The organism is Ensifer meliloti (genome assembly GCF_030064585.1).
Taxonomy (GTDB): domain Bacteria; phylum Pseudomonadota; class Alphaproteobacteria; order Rhizobiales; family Rhizobiaceae; genus Sinorhizobium; species Sinorhizobium meliloti.
Map to the genome: position 1 here is coordinate 1317475 of NZ_CP120365.1, position 14217 is coordinate 1331691.

The 14217-nt window shown below is 62.7% G+C and carries 15 protein-coding genes and 1 pseudogene; 9 read left to right on the forward strand and 7 right to left on the reverse strand.

Annotation, left to right across the window (positions count from 1 at the left end):
* The first annotated feature begins 8 nt into the window (after positions 1-8).
* Positions 9-2078, forward strand: a complete 2070-nt coding sequence (locus tag PZL22_RS13480; RefSeq protein ID WP_003534464.1) for a hypothetical protein — start codon at positions 9-11, stop codon at positions 2076-2078.
* 14 nt (positions 2079-2092) lie between these two features.
* Here the strand turns inward: PZL22_RS13480 and PZL22_RS13485 are convergent, their stop codons facing one another.
* Positions 2093-2644, reverse strand: a complete 552-nt coding sequence (locus PZL22_RS13485) for a GNAT family N-acetyltransferase (RefSeq protein WP_003534462.1) — start codon at positions 2642-2644, stop codon at positions 2093-2095.
* A 257-nt stretch (positions 2645-2901) separates the two neighbouring features.
* Here PZL22_RS13485 and PZL22_RS13490 point away from each other — a divergent pair, with 257 nt between their 5' ends.
* The 3 genes and pseudogenes from PZL22_RS13490 (at position 2902) to PZL22_RS13500 (ending at position 5251) form a co-directional block, all read left to right on the forward strand.
* Positions 2902-3909, forward strand: a complete 1008-nt coding sequence (locus PZL22_RS13490) for a glutathione S-transferase family protein (protein ID WP_003534460.1) — start codon at positions 2902-2904, stop codon at positions 3907-3909.
* Positions 3910-4074: 165 nt separating this feature from the next.
* Entirely contained in the window at positions 4075-4281 is a 207-nt protein-coding gene (locus tag PZL22_RS13495; RefSeq protein WP_003534459.1) for an antitoxin VbhA family protein, read from the forward strand.
* Positions 4282-4343: 62 nt separating this feature from the next.
* Positions 4344-5251, forward strand: a pseudogene (locus tag PZL22_RS13500) (Fic/DOC family protein).
* A 114-nt stretch (positions 5252-5365) separates the two neighbouring features.
* On the opposite strand, the gene PZL22_RS13505 reads toward PZL22_RS13500, so the two are convergent.
* Positions 5366-5857, reverse strand: coding sequence for an NUDIX domain-containing protein (locus PZL22_RS13505; RefSeq protein ID WP_003534456.1), 492 nt, complete (start codon positions 5855-5857; stop codon positions 5366-5368).
* Between the two features lie 82 nt (positions 5858-5939).
* On the opposite strand from PZL22_RS13505, the gene PZL22_RS13510 reads away from it, so the two are divergent.
* From PZL22_RS13510 to PZL22_RS13520, 3 genes are all read left to right on the forward strand, one after another.
* Entirely contained in the window at positions 5940-6842 is a 903-nt protein-coding gene (locus tag PZL22_RS13510; protein WP_003534453.1) for a metallophosphoesterase family protein, read from the forward strand.
* A 193-nt stretch (positions 6843-7035) separates the two neighbouring features.
* Positions 7036-7551 (forward strand): RNA polymerase sigma factor, encoded by a 516-nt coding sequence (locus PZL22_RS13515; protein WP_033049149.1) that lies wholly within the window; start codon positions 7036-7038, stop codon positions 7549-7551.
* Between the two features lie 3 nt (positions 7552-7554).
* The gene (locus tag PZL22_RS13520) at positions 7555-8382 is read left to right on the forward strand and encodes an anti-sigma factor family protein (protein WP_003534449.1); all 828 of its coding nucleotides are present in this window, start codon (positions 7555-7557) and stop codon (positions 8380-8382) included.
* A 122-nt stretch (positions 8383-8504) separates the two neighbouring features.
* Here the strand turns inward: PZL22_RS13520 and PZL22_RS13525 are convergent, their stop codons facing one another.
* The 4 genes from PZL22_RS13525 to PZL22_RS13540 all read right to left on the reverse strand — a co-directional run bounded on the left by PZL22_RS13525 (position 8505) and on the right by PZL22_RS13540 (position 12086).
* Entirely contained in the window at positions 8505-8933 is a 429-nt protein-coding gene (locus tag PZL22_RS13525; RefSeq protein ID WP_003534446.1) for a type II toxin-antitoxin system VapC family toxin, read from the reverse strand.
* Positions 8930-9181, reverse strand: coding sequence for a type II toxin-antitoxin system VapB family antitoxin (locus PZL22_RS13530; RefSeq protein ID WP_003534444.1), 252 nt, complete (start codon positions 9179-9181; stop codon positions 8930-8932). The genes PZL22_RS13525 and PZL22_RS13530 overlap by 4 nt, the downstream gene beginning before the upstream one ends.
* Before the next feature lie 136 nt (positions 9182-9317).
* Positions 9318-11027 carry a 2-isopropylmalate synthase gene (leuA, locus tag PZL22_RS13535; RefSeq protein ID WP_003534442.1) on the reverse strand — a complete coding sequence of 570 codons (1710 nt, stop codon included), beginning with the start codon at positions 11025-11027 and terminating at the stop codon, positions 9318-9320.
* A gap of 471 nt (positions 11028-11498) precedes the next feature.
* Positions 11499-12086 (reverse strand): ATP-dependent Clp protease proteolytic subunit, encoded by a 588-nt coding sequence (locus tag PZL22_RS13540; protein ID WP_003534438.1) that lies wholly within the window; start codon positions 12084-12086, stop codon positions 11499-11501.
* A gap of 197 nt (positions 12087-12283) precedes the next feature.
* Between PZL22_RS13540 and PZL22_RS13545 the strand changes: the two genes are divergently transcribed.
* Positions 12284-12862 (forward strand): HupE/UreJ family protein, encoded by a 579-nt coding sequence (locus tag PZL22_RS13545; protein ID WP_003534436.1) that lies wholly within the window; start codon positions 12284-12286, stop codon positions 12860-12862.
* Positions 12859-13347, forward strand: coding sequence for a GNAT family N-acetyltransferase (locus PZL22_RS13550; protein ID WP_164829034.1), 489 nt, complete (start codon positions 12859-12861; stop codon positions 13345-13347). The genes PZL22_RS13545 and PZL22_RS13550 overlap by 4 nt, the downstream gene beginning before the upstream one ends.
* A 27-nt stretch (positions 13348-13374) precedes the next feature.
* Here the strand turns inward: PZL22_RS13550 and PZL22_RS13555 are convergent, their stop codons facing one another.
* Positions 13375-14196: an APH(3'') family aminoglycoside O-phosphotransferase gene (locus tag PZL22_RS13555; protein ID WP_033049154.1), complete on the reverse strand. Its 822-nt coding sequence runs from the start codon at positions 14194-14196 to the stop codon at positions 13375-13377.
* Between the last annotated feature and the right edge of the window lie 21 nt (positions 14197-14217).

Genomic DNA, 14217 nt, shown 5'->3' on the forward strand with positions numbered 1-14217 from the left:
ACCCGGCGATGACAATCGATTTCTCGCCGCTTCTCGCCTGGCCCTATCTCGCGGCACTGACGCTTGTCGCAGCCGTTCTGGCGGCACTCGGCATCTGGCGCGGCGTTCGCGGAGCCTGGATCAGGGCGGCGGCGCTGGCAGCATTCTGCCTCGCACTTGCAAATCCCGTCCTCTTCCAGGAGGAACGCGAACCCCTCTCCACCATTGTCGCCGTCGTCGTCGACCGCAGCCAGAGCCAGGAGAACGGTGATCGCCGCGCGCAGACGGACCAGGCGCTCGAAGGTCTCAAGGAACGCCTTTCCCGTTTCCCCCAGATCGAGGCGCGCATTGTCGAAGCCGCCGACGGCGAGGAAACCGAGGCGCCCTCGACCAGGCTCTTCGGCGCCCTGACAACGGCGCTTGCAGACGTGCCGCCCGCCCGTGTCGGCGGCGCCATCTTCATTACCGACGGCCAGATCCACGACGTGCCGGATGTCAACCAGAAGCTCGGCTTCGATGCGCCCGTCCACGCCCTGATCAGCGGCAAGCCGGACGAGTTCGACCGGCGCATCGAAATCGTCAGCGCCCCCCGCTTCGGCATCGTCGGCGAACAGCAGAGAATGACCTTTCGGGTCGTGGACGACGGCGCGGCTCCCGGCGGCAGCGCCGAGGTGACGATCCGCCTGAACGGCAACGAGATCGCCACGGAGCAGGCGGAGCCCGGCACGGACGTTCCGTTCACCTTTACCGTACCGCGCGGCGGCAACAACATCCTGGAATTCGCCGTCAATCCGGTTGCCGGCGAAGTGACGGAGACGAACAACCGCGCCGTCCATGTGCTCGACGGCATCCGCGAAAATCTTCGCGTGCTCCTCGTTTCCGGAGAGCCGCATGCGGGCGAGCGCGCCTGGCGCAACCTCCTGAAATCCGATGCCGCGGTCGATCTCGTCCATTTCACCATTCTGCGGCCGCCGGAGAAACAGGACGGCACGCCGATCAACGAACTCTCGCTCATCGCCTTCCCGACGCGGGAGCTTTTCGTCGACAAGATCAGCGAATTCGACCTCATCATCTTCGATCGGTACCAGCATCGTGGCGTGCTGCCGATCCTCTATTACGACAACATCGCTCAATACGTGCAGAACGGTGGAGCGTTGCTGATCGCCGCCGGGCCGGAGCACGCCGGCGACGATTCGATCGCCGCGACCCCGCTTGCGGCGGTGCTGCCGGCAACGCCGACCGGCGTCATGAACGAGAAGGCGTTCTTCCCCCGGCTCTCGGAGGAAGGAAAGAAGCATCCGGTCACCCGCGGGCTCGAAGGGGCAGCGGACGAACCGCCGGCCTGGGGCCGCTGGTTCCGTACCGTCGATGTGGACAGGCCGCTCGGCCAGACGGTGATGGAAGCGGCAGACGGCAAGCCGCTGCTGGTCCTCAACCGCGTCGGCAAGGGGCGTGTCGCCATGCTGCTCTCCGACCAGGGTTGGCTGTGGGCGCGCGGCTTCGAAGGGGGTGGGCCGCATGTCTCGCTCTATCGCCGCACGGCGCATTGGCTGATGCAGGAACCGGCGCTCGAAGAGGAGGCGCTTACCGCCCGCGCGATGGGCCGGACGCTCGAGATCACGCGCCAGACGATCGAAGGAGATCCCGGCCAGGCGACCCTCACCTATCCTTCCGGCCGGACCCAGGAAGTCACGCTCACGAAAGGCGAGCCGGGGCTCTACAAGGCTGAGGTCGAGACCAATGAAATCGGCCTCTTCGAAGTTGCCAACGACGAACTGACGACGCTCGTCCATGTCGGCAACGTCGATGCGCCCGAATTCAAGGCGGCGATTTCCACGGAAGAGAAGATCGAACCCTGGGCGGAGAAGACGAAGGGCCTGGTCCGCCGTCTGGCGAGCGTCGACGGACCGGTCGACCTCCCGTCTATCCTCCCCGTTCGCGGCGCCGTCCGCGTCGCCGACGATCAACGCCTGTCGCTGCGCATGACCGACGAGACGGTGCTGAAAGGCATCGATTCTCTTTCGCTTTTCGCGGGGCTCTTCGGCCTGGCGGCACTGCTCTTCCTCATCTCGGCTACCTGGTACCGCGAGGGCCGGTAAACGCCGGCGAGATTTCAGGCAGCCGCCCCTTGCGCCTCCGCGCGCGCGGTGAGGCAGGTGGCGCCGTCATCCCGCCAGGCGATCATGCCTTCAAGCCGCGCGTGAACGTCCGGCGCGACCGGCACGATGAGAACCCTCGCCGGATCGACGGGACCCGGGAATTGGAGCGCGCCATGGCGCACCTTCTCGAAACCGAGCGGCTGGTAATAGGGCGGATCGCCGACGAGGATAACCGCTTCGGAGCCCTTCCGGCGCGCCGCTTCGACTGCAATGCGGACGAGTTCCCGGCCGATGCCCTGGTTCTTGTGCGAGGGCCGGACGGCAAGCGGGCCGAGCAGATGTCCTTTCACCGAACCGGCGGTCACCGGCGTCATCCGGACCGATGCGATCGTTTCGCCATTATCGGCGCAGATGAAGGAGAGCGCCCGGTCATGGGGTCCCTGCTCGCGAATCCGCGCGGCGGCGCGGGTGAAGCGACCCGGCCCGAAGGCCTCTTCATTGATGATTTCGATGGCTGCGTCGTGGGATGCGTCTTCGGTCAGATAGACGAGATCGTGCTTTTTCATGTGTCGAGAACCGGCATGCGAACGGACATGGAGGATGGCTCGCCCCGAATGGGCGTTTGCAGCATCAGCGTCGTCGCAGGCTTCCCGACAGGATCATGGTGGTGATCGTTTCCCAGATGAAAGAGCTACCGTTCCGCCGATAGCAGAAAAACGCCGCCAGTCAAAGGGTAAAACGCACTGTTCGGAATTTCACATCTATCGGCCGCGGTTCTCAGCACTAATTATGGCGCCAGCAAACGATCGAAAGGAGTTGGCCCATGGGTAGGCTGGTGAATGGCGTCTGGCAGGATGTCTGGTACGACACGCGTGCAACGAACGGTCACTTCAAGCGCAGCGAATCGCAGTTCCGCAACTGGATCACTGCAGATGGATCGCCCGGCCCTTCCGGCGAAGGTGGCTTCGAGGCCGAAGCGGGCCGCTATCATCTCTACGTGTCCCTTGCCTGCCCCTGGGCGCACCGCACGCTGATCTTCCGCAAGCTCAAGAAGCTCGAAGACCTCATCTCGCTTTCCGTCGTCGACCCCCTGATGCTGGCCAACGGCTGGGAATTCAAGGGCGAAGAACGTGGGGGAGAGGATCGTGGGGGCGAGAACGGCGGCACCGCCGATCACCTCTTCGGCTCGCGCATGCTCTGGGAAGTCTATCTGCGCGCCGACCCGGTCTATTCCGGCCGGGTGACGGTGCCGGTCCTCTGGGACAAGCGGAAGAACACGATCGTCTCGAACGAGTCCGCCGAAATCATCCGCATGTTCAACTCGGCCTTCGATCGTCTGACAGGCTCGACGGAAGACTTCTGCCCGCAGGAACTGCGGCCGGAAATCGACGCGCTCAACGCGCGCATCTACGACGCGGTCAACAACGGGGTCTACAAGGCCGGCTTCGCAACCAGCCAGGCGGCGTATGAGGAGAGCGTCACCGCCCTCTTCGCCATGCTGGACGAACTGGAGAACCGCCTCGCGTCCAAGCGCTATCTCACGGGAGACCGCCTGACCGAAGCCGATTGGCGGCTGTTCACGACTCTCGTCCGTTTCGATCCGGTCTATGTCGGACATTTCAAATGCAACATCCGCCGCATTGCGGACTATCCGAACCTATACGGCTATCTGCGCGAGCTCTACCAGGTGCCGGGCGTCGCCGAGACGGTGAATATGCACCACATCAAGGCGCATTATTACCGCAGCCATACGACGATCAATCCCACGGGCATCGTGCCGGTGGGGCCGGCGCTCGACCTTGAAGCGCCGCACGGGCGGGACCGGCTATAGGCGGCGCGGTCAGCACGCGTCCGTCCTCCCCGCCGAATTCGGACACGGCCTTCCATCGCCGTTTCGTTACGGTCGAACCCGCCTTCGAAACATCGGAAAATCGGGCGAAATGCTGGATTTGCAGCATTTTCCCTGTTAAGGTAGCATGCAACTGGAGATTTGCCGATGAACGTTCATTCCCGCCGTCCGGACCGTTCTCCGGAAGCCATCGAGAAGCGCCGCAAGGCCACCGAGCAGGCGCGGGCTGCCAATATCCGGCAGGGTTATGTTCACGATCCGGTGCTCGAGGCGGCCAACGCCCGCTTTATCGCCGGCGACATTACCACGGAAGAGTTTCGCGAAGAGATGCTGACGCGCTTCAAGCGCGCCTAATCGTCGATCGATGAGTTGTACAAGCCGCCTGCATTCCCGGGCGGCTTTTTCATGAGGAATCGATGGCAAGCGGACAGCCGAAGGGCTCTTACACCTACCCTGACGTTACCGATGATCCAGATCGCACGGGCGTCTTGCGCAACAAACTAACCTGACGGCACATTCCGAACTTCGACCGGCCGAGTATGCACTGACCAACATCGGGCTGGTCGAGATAAACCAGGGAAGTGGACCGAGCGGCAATTTCGACACGGCCCACCTGAAGGCGGTTCACAGGTACATTTTTCAGGACGTCTACGAATGGGCCGGGCATACGCGCAACGAGAGTCCCGTTGTCGACGGCCAGAGGGTCGAGCCTGTCGGCGGACTCTTCAAGGGCGGCACATCCTTCCTGCCCGGCTCACGCATAGAAATGGGTCTGAACGAGGCGCTGAGGCCGATCGCAGATCCCTCGGCCCTTAGCAAGGCAACGCCGGAGCAATTTGCCGAGCGGGCCGCAAAGGTCCTCTCGGAACCGAACTACGTGCATCCATTCAGAGAGGGCAACGGCCGTGCTCAAGAGGCTTTTATTTCCGAGTTGGGCCGCCACTACGGGCACGCGATCGATTTTTCGCTCATAACCATGCCGCGCATGATCGAGGCGTCGATCGAAACCACGAACGACCCGTCCAGTCCCCTGATGAAGCACGCGATCGAGGACGCGATAAAGCCGGGCCGCCGTGAGGCCATCCGATCCGCATTCGACGACTTGCGGGAGAGCGGCGAAGAGCCTCTACACCATCCTGTCCGCACTGCTCGCGCCGGCGAAGACATCACTGGCCGGGTTCTCCGCCAGGGCGATCGCTTTGCCATTCTCCTGACCGATCACGGGATCGTCGTGGCTGATCGCGCGGACCTGCCGGAAAGATTGCCACACGACGAGAAGATCACCGTCACTGCCCGGTCGGAATTTTCAAACTCCGAACGCTGATGGCCTCTGCGGTAATCCATTTACAAACCGGAAGTCACTCCAACAGCCGGCGGTTTCCACACCCGCCGCCTGCTCAAGCTTGCACTGAATTCCTCGTCAGGGGATATGCGGCCGTTACCAGAACCTGTCCGGCACTACGTCTCCCGCAAGCTCCGCCAGCCGGCGCCGGGTCGCAGGGGTCGTGTCCGCCGGAAGGTCGTCGAGCGGAAAGAAGCCCGCCGCGGCGATTTCGAGATCCGCACGCTTCGGCCGCTCCTGGCGGACATTATCGCAGCGGAAGAAGATGACGTGATCGCGTTTGCTGGTGCGCCGGTTGTAGTAGACCTGAAAGAGCAGCGGTGCCGTCGTCAGCACGAGGTTGCCCTCCTCCCTGAGCTCGCGGGCAAGGCCCTCCACCGCCGTCTCGTTGCGGTCGAGTCCGCCGCCGGGAAGATGCCAGCCCGGCAGATAGGAATGCCTTACGAGAAAGACCCGCCCCTCATCGTCGAAACAGGCAGCCCGCACGCCGAGCGTCATGCCGCGCGCCAGGGCGAAATAAACATGGGCAAACCGCGTCAGAAAGCGGAGCCGCCAGGAGGGCATCTCCGGCCCGCGGCTCTCGTCCATACGCCTTCTCCTCACATTCGCGGTGTCCGGGAATAGTCCATTACTGATTCCCCTTCACGGGAATATGCGCTAGACGGGATTAATGTTCAAACTTGCGCATATATCCGATGTCCACCTGGGGCCGTTGCCCGATCTCTCCCTGCGCGAACTCGCCTCCAAGCGGATCACCGGATTCGTCAACTGGCACAGGAACAGGGTGCGCCACCTCTTTCCCGGGACGCTCGACTGCCTGATGAAGGACATCGAGGTGCGCAATCCGGATCACCTGGCGATTACCGGAGATCTCGTCAACCTTGCCTCTTCCCTGGAGATCGAGGCGGTTACCGAATGGCTTGCGGAAGCGGGCGACCCCAATGAAATCTCGGTCGTGCCGGGCAACCACGACGCCTATGTGCCCGGCGCATACGAGAAGATCACACATGCATGGTATCCCTTCATGCGCGGCGATGACGGCCCCAGCGGCTGGATGAAGAAGCATGCCTGCTTTCCCTATATGCGGGTGCGCGGCAAGGTGGCGCTGATCGGCTGCTCGACGGCTGTGGCCACTCCCCCTTTCGCCGCCAGCGGCTATTTCGGGCCGCGACAGGCGCGCGCGACGGTCAACCTCCTTCGCCAGGCCGGCGAAGCCGGATTGTTCCGCATCGTCATGATCCATCACCCTCCGATCCGCGGCGCGACCTCGATGCACAAGCGCATGATCGGCATCCGCCGTTTCGCTGCCACCATCTCCGCGGGCGGGGCCGAGCTGGTTCTGCACGGCCACACGCATCTCAATACGCTCCACTGGCTCAAGGGGCATACGGGGCCGGTGCCGGTCGTCGGCATCGCATCCGCCTCGCAGGGTCCCGGCGGCAGCAAGCCCGTCGCCGCCTATAATCTCTTTTCCGTCGACGGCGAGCCCGGAGATTGGCGGTTGACCCGGGAGCGCTACGCGATCAACCCGGACGCGACCGGCGTGGTGCTCGCCGAAACGACGTATTTCTGAAACGCCGGAAGCCTTTCGATCCCGGGCGATTCAAGGACGCGCGGCGCCGTGGGGAAAACCGTTGCCGGGGCGCAAAAACCTCTTTCCGTTCCGGCTCTTCCCTTGCAGACTTAGGACCAAATGTTCCATATCATTGATGGTGCGTCCGGATGGCGAATGGACGCGCGATCCGGCACGTTTCACTGGAAGAGCAATGCGCCCAGCGGCAGAAATGAAGGATTTCAGACGGGATTTGGTCGGCCTGCTGCCCAAACTGCGCCGCTTCGCGATCACGCTGGCCCGCAATGCCAATGACGCCGACGATCTTGTCCAGGAAGTTTGCGAGCGGGCAATCGCGCGCAGTCACCTTTGGAACGGCGAGGGCCGGCTGGAAAGCTGGGTCTATGCGATGACCCGCAATCTCTGGGTGGACGAAATCCGCAAGCGCAAGGTGCGCAGCGCCGGTGCGGTCGACGTTTTCGAGCGGGACGAACCGCACGTCGAAGCAACGGCCGAAAAGGCCGCCTATGCCAATCAGGTGCAGAAGATGATCCTGTCCATGCCGGAGGGACTGGCAAGCGTCTTCCTCCTCGTCAATGTCGAAGGCCACAGCTATCGGGAAACGGCGGAGATCCTCGGCATCCCGGTCGGTACGGTCATGAGCAGACTGTCGACGGCGCGGCTCAGGCTCGCAGCCATGTTGTCCGAAAATACGGAAAGGAGGGCCTGACCGTTGCTGCAAACGAAGGGGCTAGCGCTTGAGGTGCGGTTGTCCGCCTATATCGACGGCGAACTCGCAGAAAGCGAAAAATCCGAACTTGACGCTCTTCTCGCACGCGACGACGAGGCAAGGGCATTGCTCGAAAAGCTCAAGTCGGGCAGCGCCTTCGGCAACGGGGCTTTCGAAAACTTCCTCCATGATCCGGTGCCGCTGGCGCTGGTACGCCAGATAAAGCAAGGCCCCGGCATCAACCCGAAGTCGGAGCGGGTAACGACGGCCAGTCTTCCAAGGCGAAGCGCCCGCATCTGGCCGCGCATCCTCGCCGCTTCCACCGCCCTTTTCCTGCTCGGCGGAGCCGCCGGCTTCATTCTCGGCAGCGCCACGGATTTCGCCGAGCCGATGAACCAGGCCGATGACCGCCCCTGGATCGACGATATCGTCGGATCTCACCGCATCTTTTCGCGCCAGAAGGAGCATCTGGTCGAGGTGCCGGGAACGCAGGCGGCAGAGATCGAGACCTGGCTTGCCGCAAGCGTCGGCGTGAGCTTCACTGTCCCCAACCTCGACCGCAAGGGATTGTCCTTCGAAGGCGCGAGGCTCCTCGCCGCCAACGGCAGGCCGGTTGCCCAGCTCGTCTATCGTGACCGCGAGGCAGAAGTTTTCACCATCTGCTTTCTCAAGCAAGGCGATGGACAGCAATCCGACGAATTCAGCGAGACCATCCGCGGCGACCTCGGCTTGGTCTCCTGGGAACGCGAAGGCGTCTCATTCGTGATGATCGGACCGTCATCCGATCCCGCTCTGCAGGACCTTGCCGAAACGGTGGCGGCGAATATTTGAGACTGATCAACACCGAGGAACTGCCCCGAGCCGCCGCGACCTTCTGCCCATAGGAGGCAGGGCTATCGCATATGAGTCAATGTTGGAAGCATTTCCGCTTTTCGGAGAAAGGCGGAAGTGCTCTAACCCAGGTCGGTTTGCGAGAAATCATTCCCCTTGTAGATCAGGGTCAGCCCAGACTCCTTCGCGGCCGCATAGGCGAAACAATCACCGAGATTTAGGGCCGCCGGGTGGCCCGCGACTTTCCCGTAGCGGGCCATCGCATCGAGGGCGCGAACGCCCGTGTGGGAATCGATCGTGACCTCGCTTGCACTGAGCGCCTGAATGAAGCTGTCGACCAACTCACGGGCTTCGCCAATCAAATCGCTGCGATCTGCTTTGCCCTTCGTGGCGATGATGCGCAGTCTCGTGAGTGCGGCGACCGCCTCGAAACGCACGAGCGGCGAAACGCAGAGCTTCCCGTCCGCGTCGCTCAGGCGCTTTTCCAATTCCTCAAAGCCGGGTTCCTCGTTCAATATCGCAACGATGACGGAGGCGTCGACGAAGCTCACTCGCCCTCCTCCCAAAGCTCATCCATAAGCTTTTTCATATCAACCCCGTGAACAGGCGGGCCTAGCCGGTCGCGCGCCCGTTGCCGCAACGCGGCCAGCTTTTCGCGCAGCGGAATTTCGTCCTCCACACGATCCAGTTCGTGTTGAAGAGCAATGCGGACAGCATCTGTCTTTGTGCGGACACCTAGGCGTTCTTGAAGTTTTTCCGCCATTCGGTCCACGGTGGGATCTTTGATGTAGAGAGCCATAAGGATATCCTTTCGCGGATATCCTTATATACCGAAACGGATAGCCCACCTATAAAAATCAAGCTCAATGGCGCTCCCCCTCTCCCCGCACGCGGAGAGAGGGTCAGGGCAAGGGGCCCTCACGAGGACAAGTGCGTCACTTCCCCGTCACGTCCAGCACGCGGTTGGCAGCCGAGACGATCGCCTCCAGTGAGGCGGCCACGATATTGGTGTTGATACCGACGCCGAAGAGCTTGCCGCCCGGATACTCGACCTCGACATAGGCGATCGCAGCGGCGTTGGAACCATGCTGCAGCGAATGCTCGGAGTAATCCGCCACCGAGAGTTCGACGCCGAGATAGATCGACAGCGCATTGATGAAGCCGTCGATCGGGCCCGTGCCCTTGCCCTCGATCTGCCTGGTCTCGCCGCCATCAGTGATTTCGGCGGCAACGACACGCAGGCCCTTGTGCTCGCCTGCCGGGTAGGTGTGATGGTCGACGAACTTGATGCGCGCGCCCGGCTGCTCGACATAGCTTTCGATGAAGCGCTGATGGATGCGCTTCGAGGGCAGCTCCTTGCCTTCCTCGTCGGTAATGCGCTGGACTTCCTCACGGAACTCGATCTGCAGATTGCGCGGCAGATTGATACCGTAGTCCTCCTGCAGGATATAGGCGATGCCGCCCTTGCCCGATTGCGAGTTGATGCGGATGATCGCTTCGTAGCTGCGTCCGACATCGCGCGGATCGATCGGCAGATAGGGTACCTCCCAGGTCGGCTTGTTCGCCTGTTTGATCGCCTTCATGCCCTTGTTGATGGCATCCTGATGCGAGCCGGAGAAGGCCGTGTAGACCAGTTCGCCTACATAGGGGTGGCGTTCCGGAATGACCATCTGGTTGGAATATTCGTAGACTTCCTTGATCCGCTCGATGTCCGAGCAGTCGAGCTTGGGATCGACGCCCTGCGTGAACATGTTGAGCGCCAGCGTCACCACATCGACGTTGCCGGTGCGCTCGCCATTGCCGAAGAGCGTCCCCTCGACACGGTCGGCGCCCGCCATCAGCCCCAGCTCGGTGGCGGCAATGCCGGTGCCGCGGTCGTTGTGCGGATGCAGCGAGACGATCAGGTTCTCGCGATTGTCGAGATTGCGGCACATCCATTCGATCTGGTCGGCATAGATGTTCGGCGTCGCCATCTCCACGGTCGAGGGCAGGTTGACGATGAGCTTGTTGTCCGCCGTCGGCCGGACGATCTCGATCACGGCGTTGCAAATCTCCAATGCCACTTCGAGTTCGGTGCCGGTGAAGCTTTCCGGCGAGTATTCGAAGCGATAACCGCCGCCCGCTTTCGCGGCCATGTCGGTGATCATCTTGGCGGCGTCGGTCGCGATCTGCTTGATGCCGGCCACGTCCTTGCCGAAGACGACGCGGCGCTGCAGCTCGCTCGTCGAATTGTAGAAATGTACGATCGGCCGGTGCGCACCTTCAAGCGCCTCGAAGGTCCGCGCGATCAATTCCGGCCGGCACTGGACCAGCACCTGCAGGGACACGTCTTCGGAAACGTTGCCTTCCTCGACGCACCAGCGGGCGAAATCGAAATCCGTCTGCGACGCGGACGGGAAGCCGATCTCGATCTCCTTGAAGCCCATGTCCAGGAGGAGGTGGAACATGCGCGCCTTCCGGTCGTGACCCATCGGATCGACGAGCGCCTGGTTGCCGTCGCGCAGATCCACGGAACACCAGATAGGCGCCTCGGTGATCGCCTTTGACGGCCACGTGCGATCCGGCAGCGCGATCTGCGGATAGGGCTGATATTTCACAGCCGCCTCGGGCATGCCGGTCTTGATGGAATGCGATTTCAAAATCATGTGCAGCTTCTCTTCGTCACTTGAGCGTAGCCTGCCGCATGCAATAGCCGATCATTCGGGACATTGCGATGGCGATGCCGCGGGGGCCGCGCGATTTGGTTCAGCTTTTCTGGATTTCGAGGAGCAGGTGCCGGCAAGGCTTTTCGGCCGCCGGGCGCTCCTCAGCGAACCCGGCAACCGCGGATAAGGCCGAGAAGAAGAAGGGATGCGGTGGCGCGCGCAGGAGCACGATTGGCATCGTGTCCGGAAGAGATCGCTGCGATCTTGTGTGCGTCAGCCTGAGTCATGGAAAAGCCTATACACGGCTTGGTAAAGCGGAGCAAGAGTGCCCTCTCCTCGGGTTTGAACCGAGGACTAGCCCCTTTCCCCGCGCGGGGAAAGGGGACTGAGGCGGCGCCGCCGCTCCCTTCGCCCCGCTTGCGGGGAGAAGGTGCCGGCAGGCGGATGAGCGGCCGCCCCTTGCCGCCCGGACTAAATCTCCGCGATGGAGGTGACGATGCGCGAAACGAGACCGTAGGCCTTCGCCTCTTCCGCACCGAGCCAGTAATCGCGATCCGTGTCCTTGGCGATCTTGTCGACCGGCTGTCCGGTCGCTTCGGAGAAGATCCGGTTCAGACGCTCGTTCATCTTGATGATCTCGCGCGCCTGGATCTCGATGTCGGAAGCCATGCCGCGCGTGCCGCCCGAGGGTTGGTGCAACAGGAAGCGGGTGTTCGGCAGGCACAGGCGCTGCTCCTTCGGCGCGGCGACATAGATGAGCGCGCCGGCGGACGCGACCCAGCCTGTGCCGATGGTCCAGACCTTCGGCTTCACGAACTTGATCATGTCGTGGATGCTGTCGCCGGATTCGACATGGCCGCCCGGCGAGTTGACGAATAGGCGGATATCGTCGTCGCTGGCCGCGGCGAGCGCCACGAGCTGCGAGCAGACCTTCTGCGCCAATTCCTGGGTGATGGTCCCGTAAATGAAAATCGAACGCGACTTGAAAAGGTTCGCCTCCGTCTCCTTGCCCAAGGGCAATTCGGTCTTCTTTTCTTCCTGGTCGTCGTCGTTCCGCATTCTTCGGACTCCTCATGAAATGTCTTCCAACCAGATAATGCGACTCGACGGCGAAAACAATGCAAACGGCGGCGTTAACACGGTTCGAACCGCCGGCCTCGGCACGATGGTAAACAGGGCCCGCCAAATGACGTATGGACAGCCGATGGGAGCCCAATAAGATCAGCGGGTCATCAATGTCTGTATGGGGGCCCAGAATGAAGAAATCCGTCCTTCTCGCAGCCGCGCTCTTCGCCGGCTCATCCGCACCGGCCTTCGCCCATCTCGATCCAGCCGAACACGGGTCGCTGATGGCGGGCCTTTCCCATCCGCTGTTCGGAGCCGACCACATCCTTGCGATGATCGCTGTCGGCCTTTGGGCGGCCCAGATCGGCGGCAGGGCGCTGTGGAGCGTGCCGGCTGCCTTTGTCGCAACGATGGTGCTCGGCTTCGTCCTCGCCCGGGCGGGCGCTCCCCTGCCCTTTGTCGAACCGGCCATCCTCGCCTCCGTCGTGGCGCTCGGCCTGGTCGTCGCAGTGGCCGTCCGGCTCGACGCGACAACCGCTGCAGCCGTCGTCTCTGTCTTCGCGCTCTTCCATGGCCATGCCCACGGCGGAGAATTGGGAATGGCCGGCACCTGGTCGTTTGCAGCAGGCATCGTGATCTCGACCGTTCTCCTGCACATTGCCGGCATCGGTCTCGGCATGGGGCTCGCGCGGCTTGCGGACCGCGGCGTCGTCACTCGTATTGTCGGCGGAATAATGGCCATAGCCGGCGCAACCTTGATCGTCGGATGATGCTGGTTCGCGCCGCGCTGCCGCAGGAGGCGGACGCTCTCGCTCAAATCGGCCTTGCAGCCTGGCGCAAAGGCATAAAGCCGCTTGTACCAGCACATGTTGCGGCGGCCACCGAACAGAAGAACCCGTTCCTGCCGTTCGTGCGGGAACTGGGGCCTCGCATTCTCGTCGCTGAACTCGACGGAGAGCCTGCCGGTCTCGGCGCCCGCGAACACGATGACGACGTCATCAGCGATATCTGGGTGGCTCCCGCCTTCGAAGGACGGGGCGCCGGATCGGCCCTCATAAAGGCGCTCGAAGCGCAAATCGCCGAGCGTGGATACAGGCAAGCCGCAATCCAGGTGGCGGCCTGGAACGAGCGGGCGCTTAAGCTCTACCAGCATCTCGGCTACCGAGTGCTTTGGAGGAAGGTCGCTTTCGACCCGATACTCCAGACCGAACTGGAAAAGATCGGCCTGTCAAAAGCACTTCGGCTTGATCAATAGGTCAATCCGTCTGAAGCGGCAGGCGGCTCATCCCCAGGTCAGCGGATCCAGCCGAAGATAGAAAGCGAGACGGTCTTCGTCCGGTGCCGAGATCCCGTGAATGTCGAAGAGGCAGTCCCGCGCGGCCTCCGCATCGGCTTCTCCGGTCCAGCTTTCGCGAGCGTTGCCAAGCAGAAGCGAAAAATCAACGTATCGATCCGCCGTTCCGAGCCGGCCCAGGTCGATCACGCCCGTGCTGCGGTGTGTATCCGCATCGACCATGAAGTTCGGCAGGCATGCGTCGCCATGACAGATTACGAGATCGGAAGGCTCGTCGATCAGGTGCCTCGGCAGTTCGGCCCGCAGAGCGTCGAGCAGTTCGCCCGGCGGAGTGTTCTGATCCTCCGGGGCCAGGAAATCCGGATTGACGGCATCGCGCCGGACGACATCCGCGGCCCGGTCGAACATCGACGCGAGCCGCCGCCCGAAAGGGCAGGCTTCCGTCGGCAATTCATGCAGCAGCTTCAATTGCCGCAGGATCGACGGCCAGGCTTTCTTGAGGTCGACCGCGGAGAGCTCGCTTGCCGGCACACCCGGCAGCGCGCTGATGACGAGGCATGCTTCATTCTCTGCCGCGATCCACTCGCAGACGGAGGGCGAGCCCAGGCGGAACGGCGCCAGCCAGGCGACACGATCGCGCTCCCCCTCGAGCAGTGCTGCGGCCTTGCCGCTCGCAATCTTCGCATAGGCGCCGCCGTCGCTGCGACGATAGACGCGGTCACCGGATTCGCCGTGACGAACCGGCGTCCATTCCCGACCCGTGGGCAGTTTCGGAAGCAGAATTTCGTCACCGGCGTGGCGCCTGCTCATGAAGCCCGCCATTGCAAATGC

What these genes read in the sequence shown, in the direction of transcription:
- PZL22_RS13480 (WP_003534464.1), top strand. Translation starts at nt 9, where the DNA reads ATGACAATCGATTTCTCGCCGCTTCTCGCCTGGCCCTATCTCGCGGCA.
- PZL22_RS13485 (WP_003534462.1), bottom strand. Translation starts at nt 2,644, where the DNA reads ATGAAAAAGCACGATCTCGTCTATCTGACCGAAGACGCATCCCACGAC.
- PZL22_RS13490 (WP_003534460.1), top strand. Translation starts at nt 2,902, where the DNA reads ATGGGTAGGCTGGTGAATGGCGTCTGGCAGGATGTCTGGTACGACACG.
- PZL22_RS13495 (WP_003534459.1), top strand. Translation starts at nt 4,075, where the DNA reads ATGAACGTTCATTCCCGCCGTCCGGACCGTTCTCCGGAAGCCATCGAG.
- PZL22_RS13505 (WP_003534456.1), bottom strand. Translation starts at nt 5,857, where the DNA reads ATGGACGAGAGCCGCGGGCCGGAGATGCCCTCCTGGCGGCTCCGCTTT.
- PZL22_RS13510 (WP_003534453.1), top strand. Translation starts at nt 5,940, where the DNA reads ATGTTCAAACTTGCGCATATATCCGATGTCCACCTGGGGCCGTTGCCC.
- PZL22_RS13515 (WP_033049149.1), top strand. Translation starts at nt 7,036, where the DNA reads ATGCGCCCAGCGGCAGAAATGAAGGATTTCAGACGGGATTTGGTCGGC.
- PZL22_RS13530 (WP_003534444.1), bottom strand. Translation starts at nt 9,181, where the DNA reads ATGGCTCTCTACATCAAAGATCCCACCGTGGACCGAATGGCGGAAAAA.
- leuA (WP_003534442.1), bottom strand. Translation starts at nt 11,027, where the DNA reads ATGATTTTGAAATCGCATTCCATCAAGACCGGCATGCCCGAGGCGGCT.
- PZL22_RS13540 (WP_003534438.1), bottom strand. Translation starts at nt 12,086, where the DNA reads ATGCGGAACGACGACGACCAGGAAGAAAAGAAGACCGAATTGCCCTTG.
- PZL22_RS13545 (WP_003534436.1), top strand. Translation starts at nt 12,284, where the DNA reads ATGAAGAAATCCGTCCTTCTCGCAGCCGCGCTCTTCGCCGGCTCATCC.
- PZL22_RS13550 (WP_164829034.1), top strand. Translation starts at nt 12,859, where the DNA reads ATGATGCTGGTTCGCGCCGCGCTGCCGCAGGAGGCGGACGCTCTCGCT.
- PZL22_RS13555 (WP_033049154.1), bottom strand. Translation starts at nt 14,196, where the DNA reads ATGAGCAGGCGCCACGCCGGTGACGAAATTCTGCTTCCGAAACTGCCC.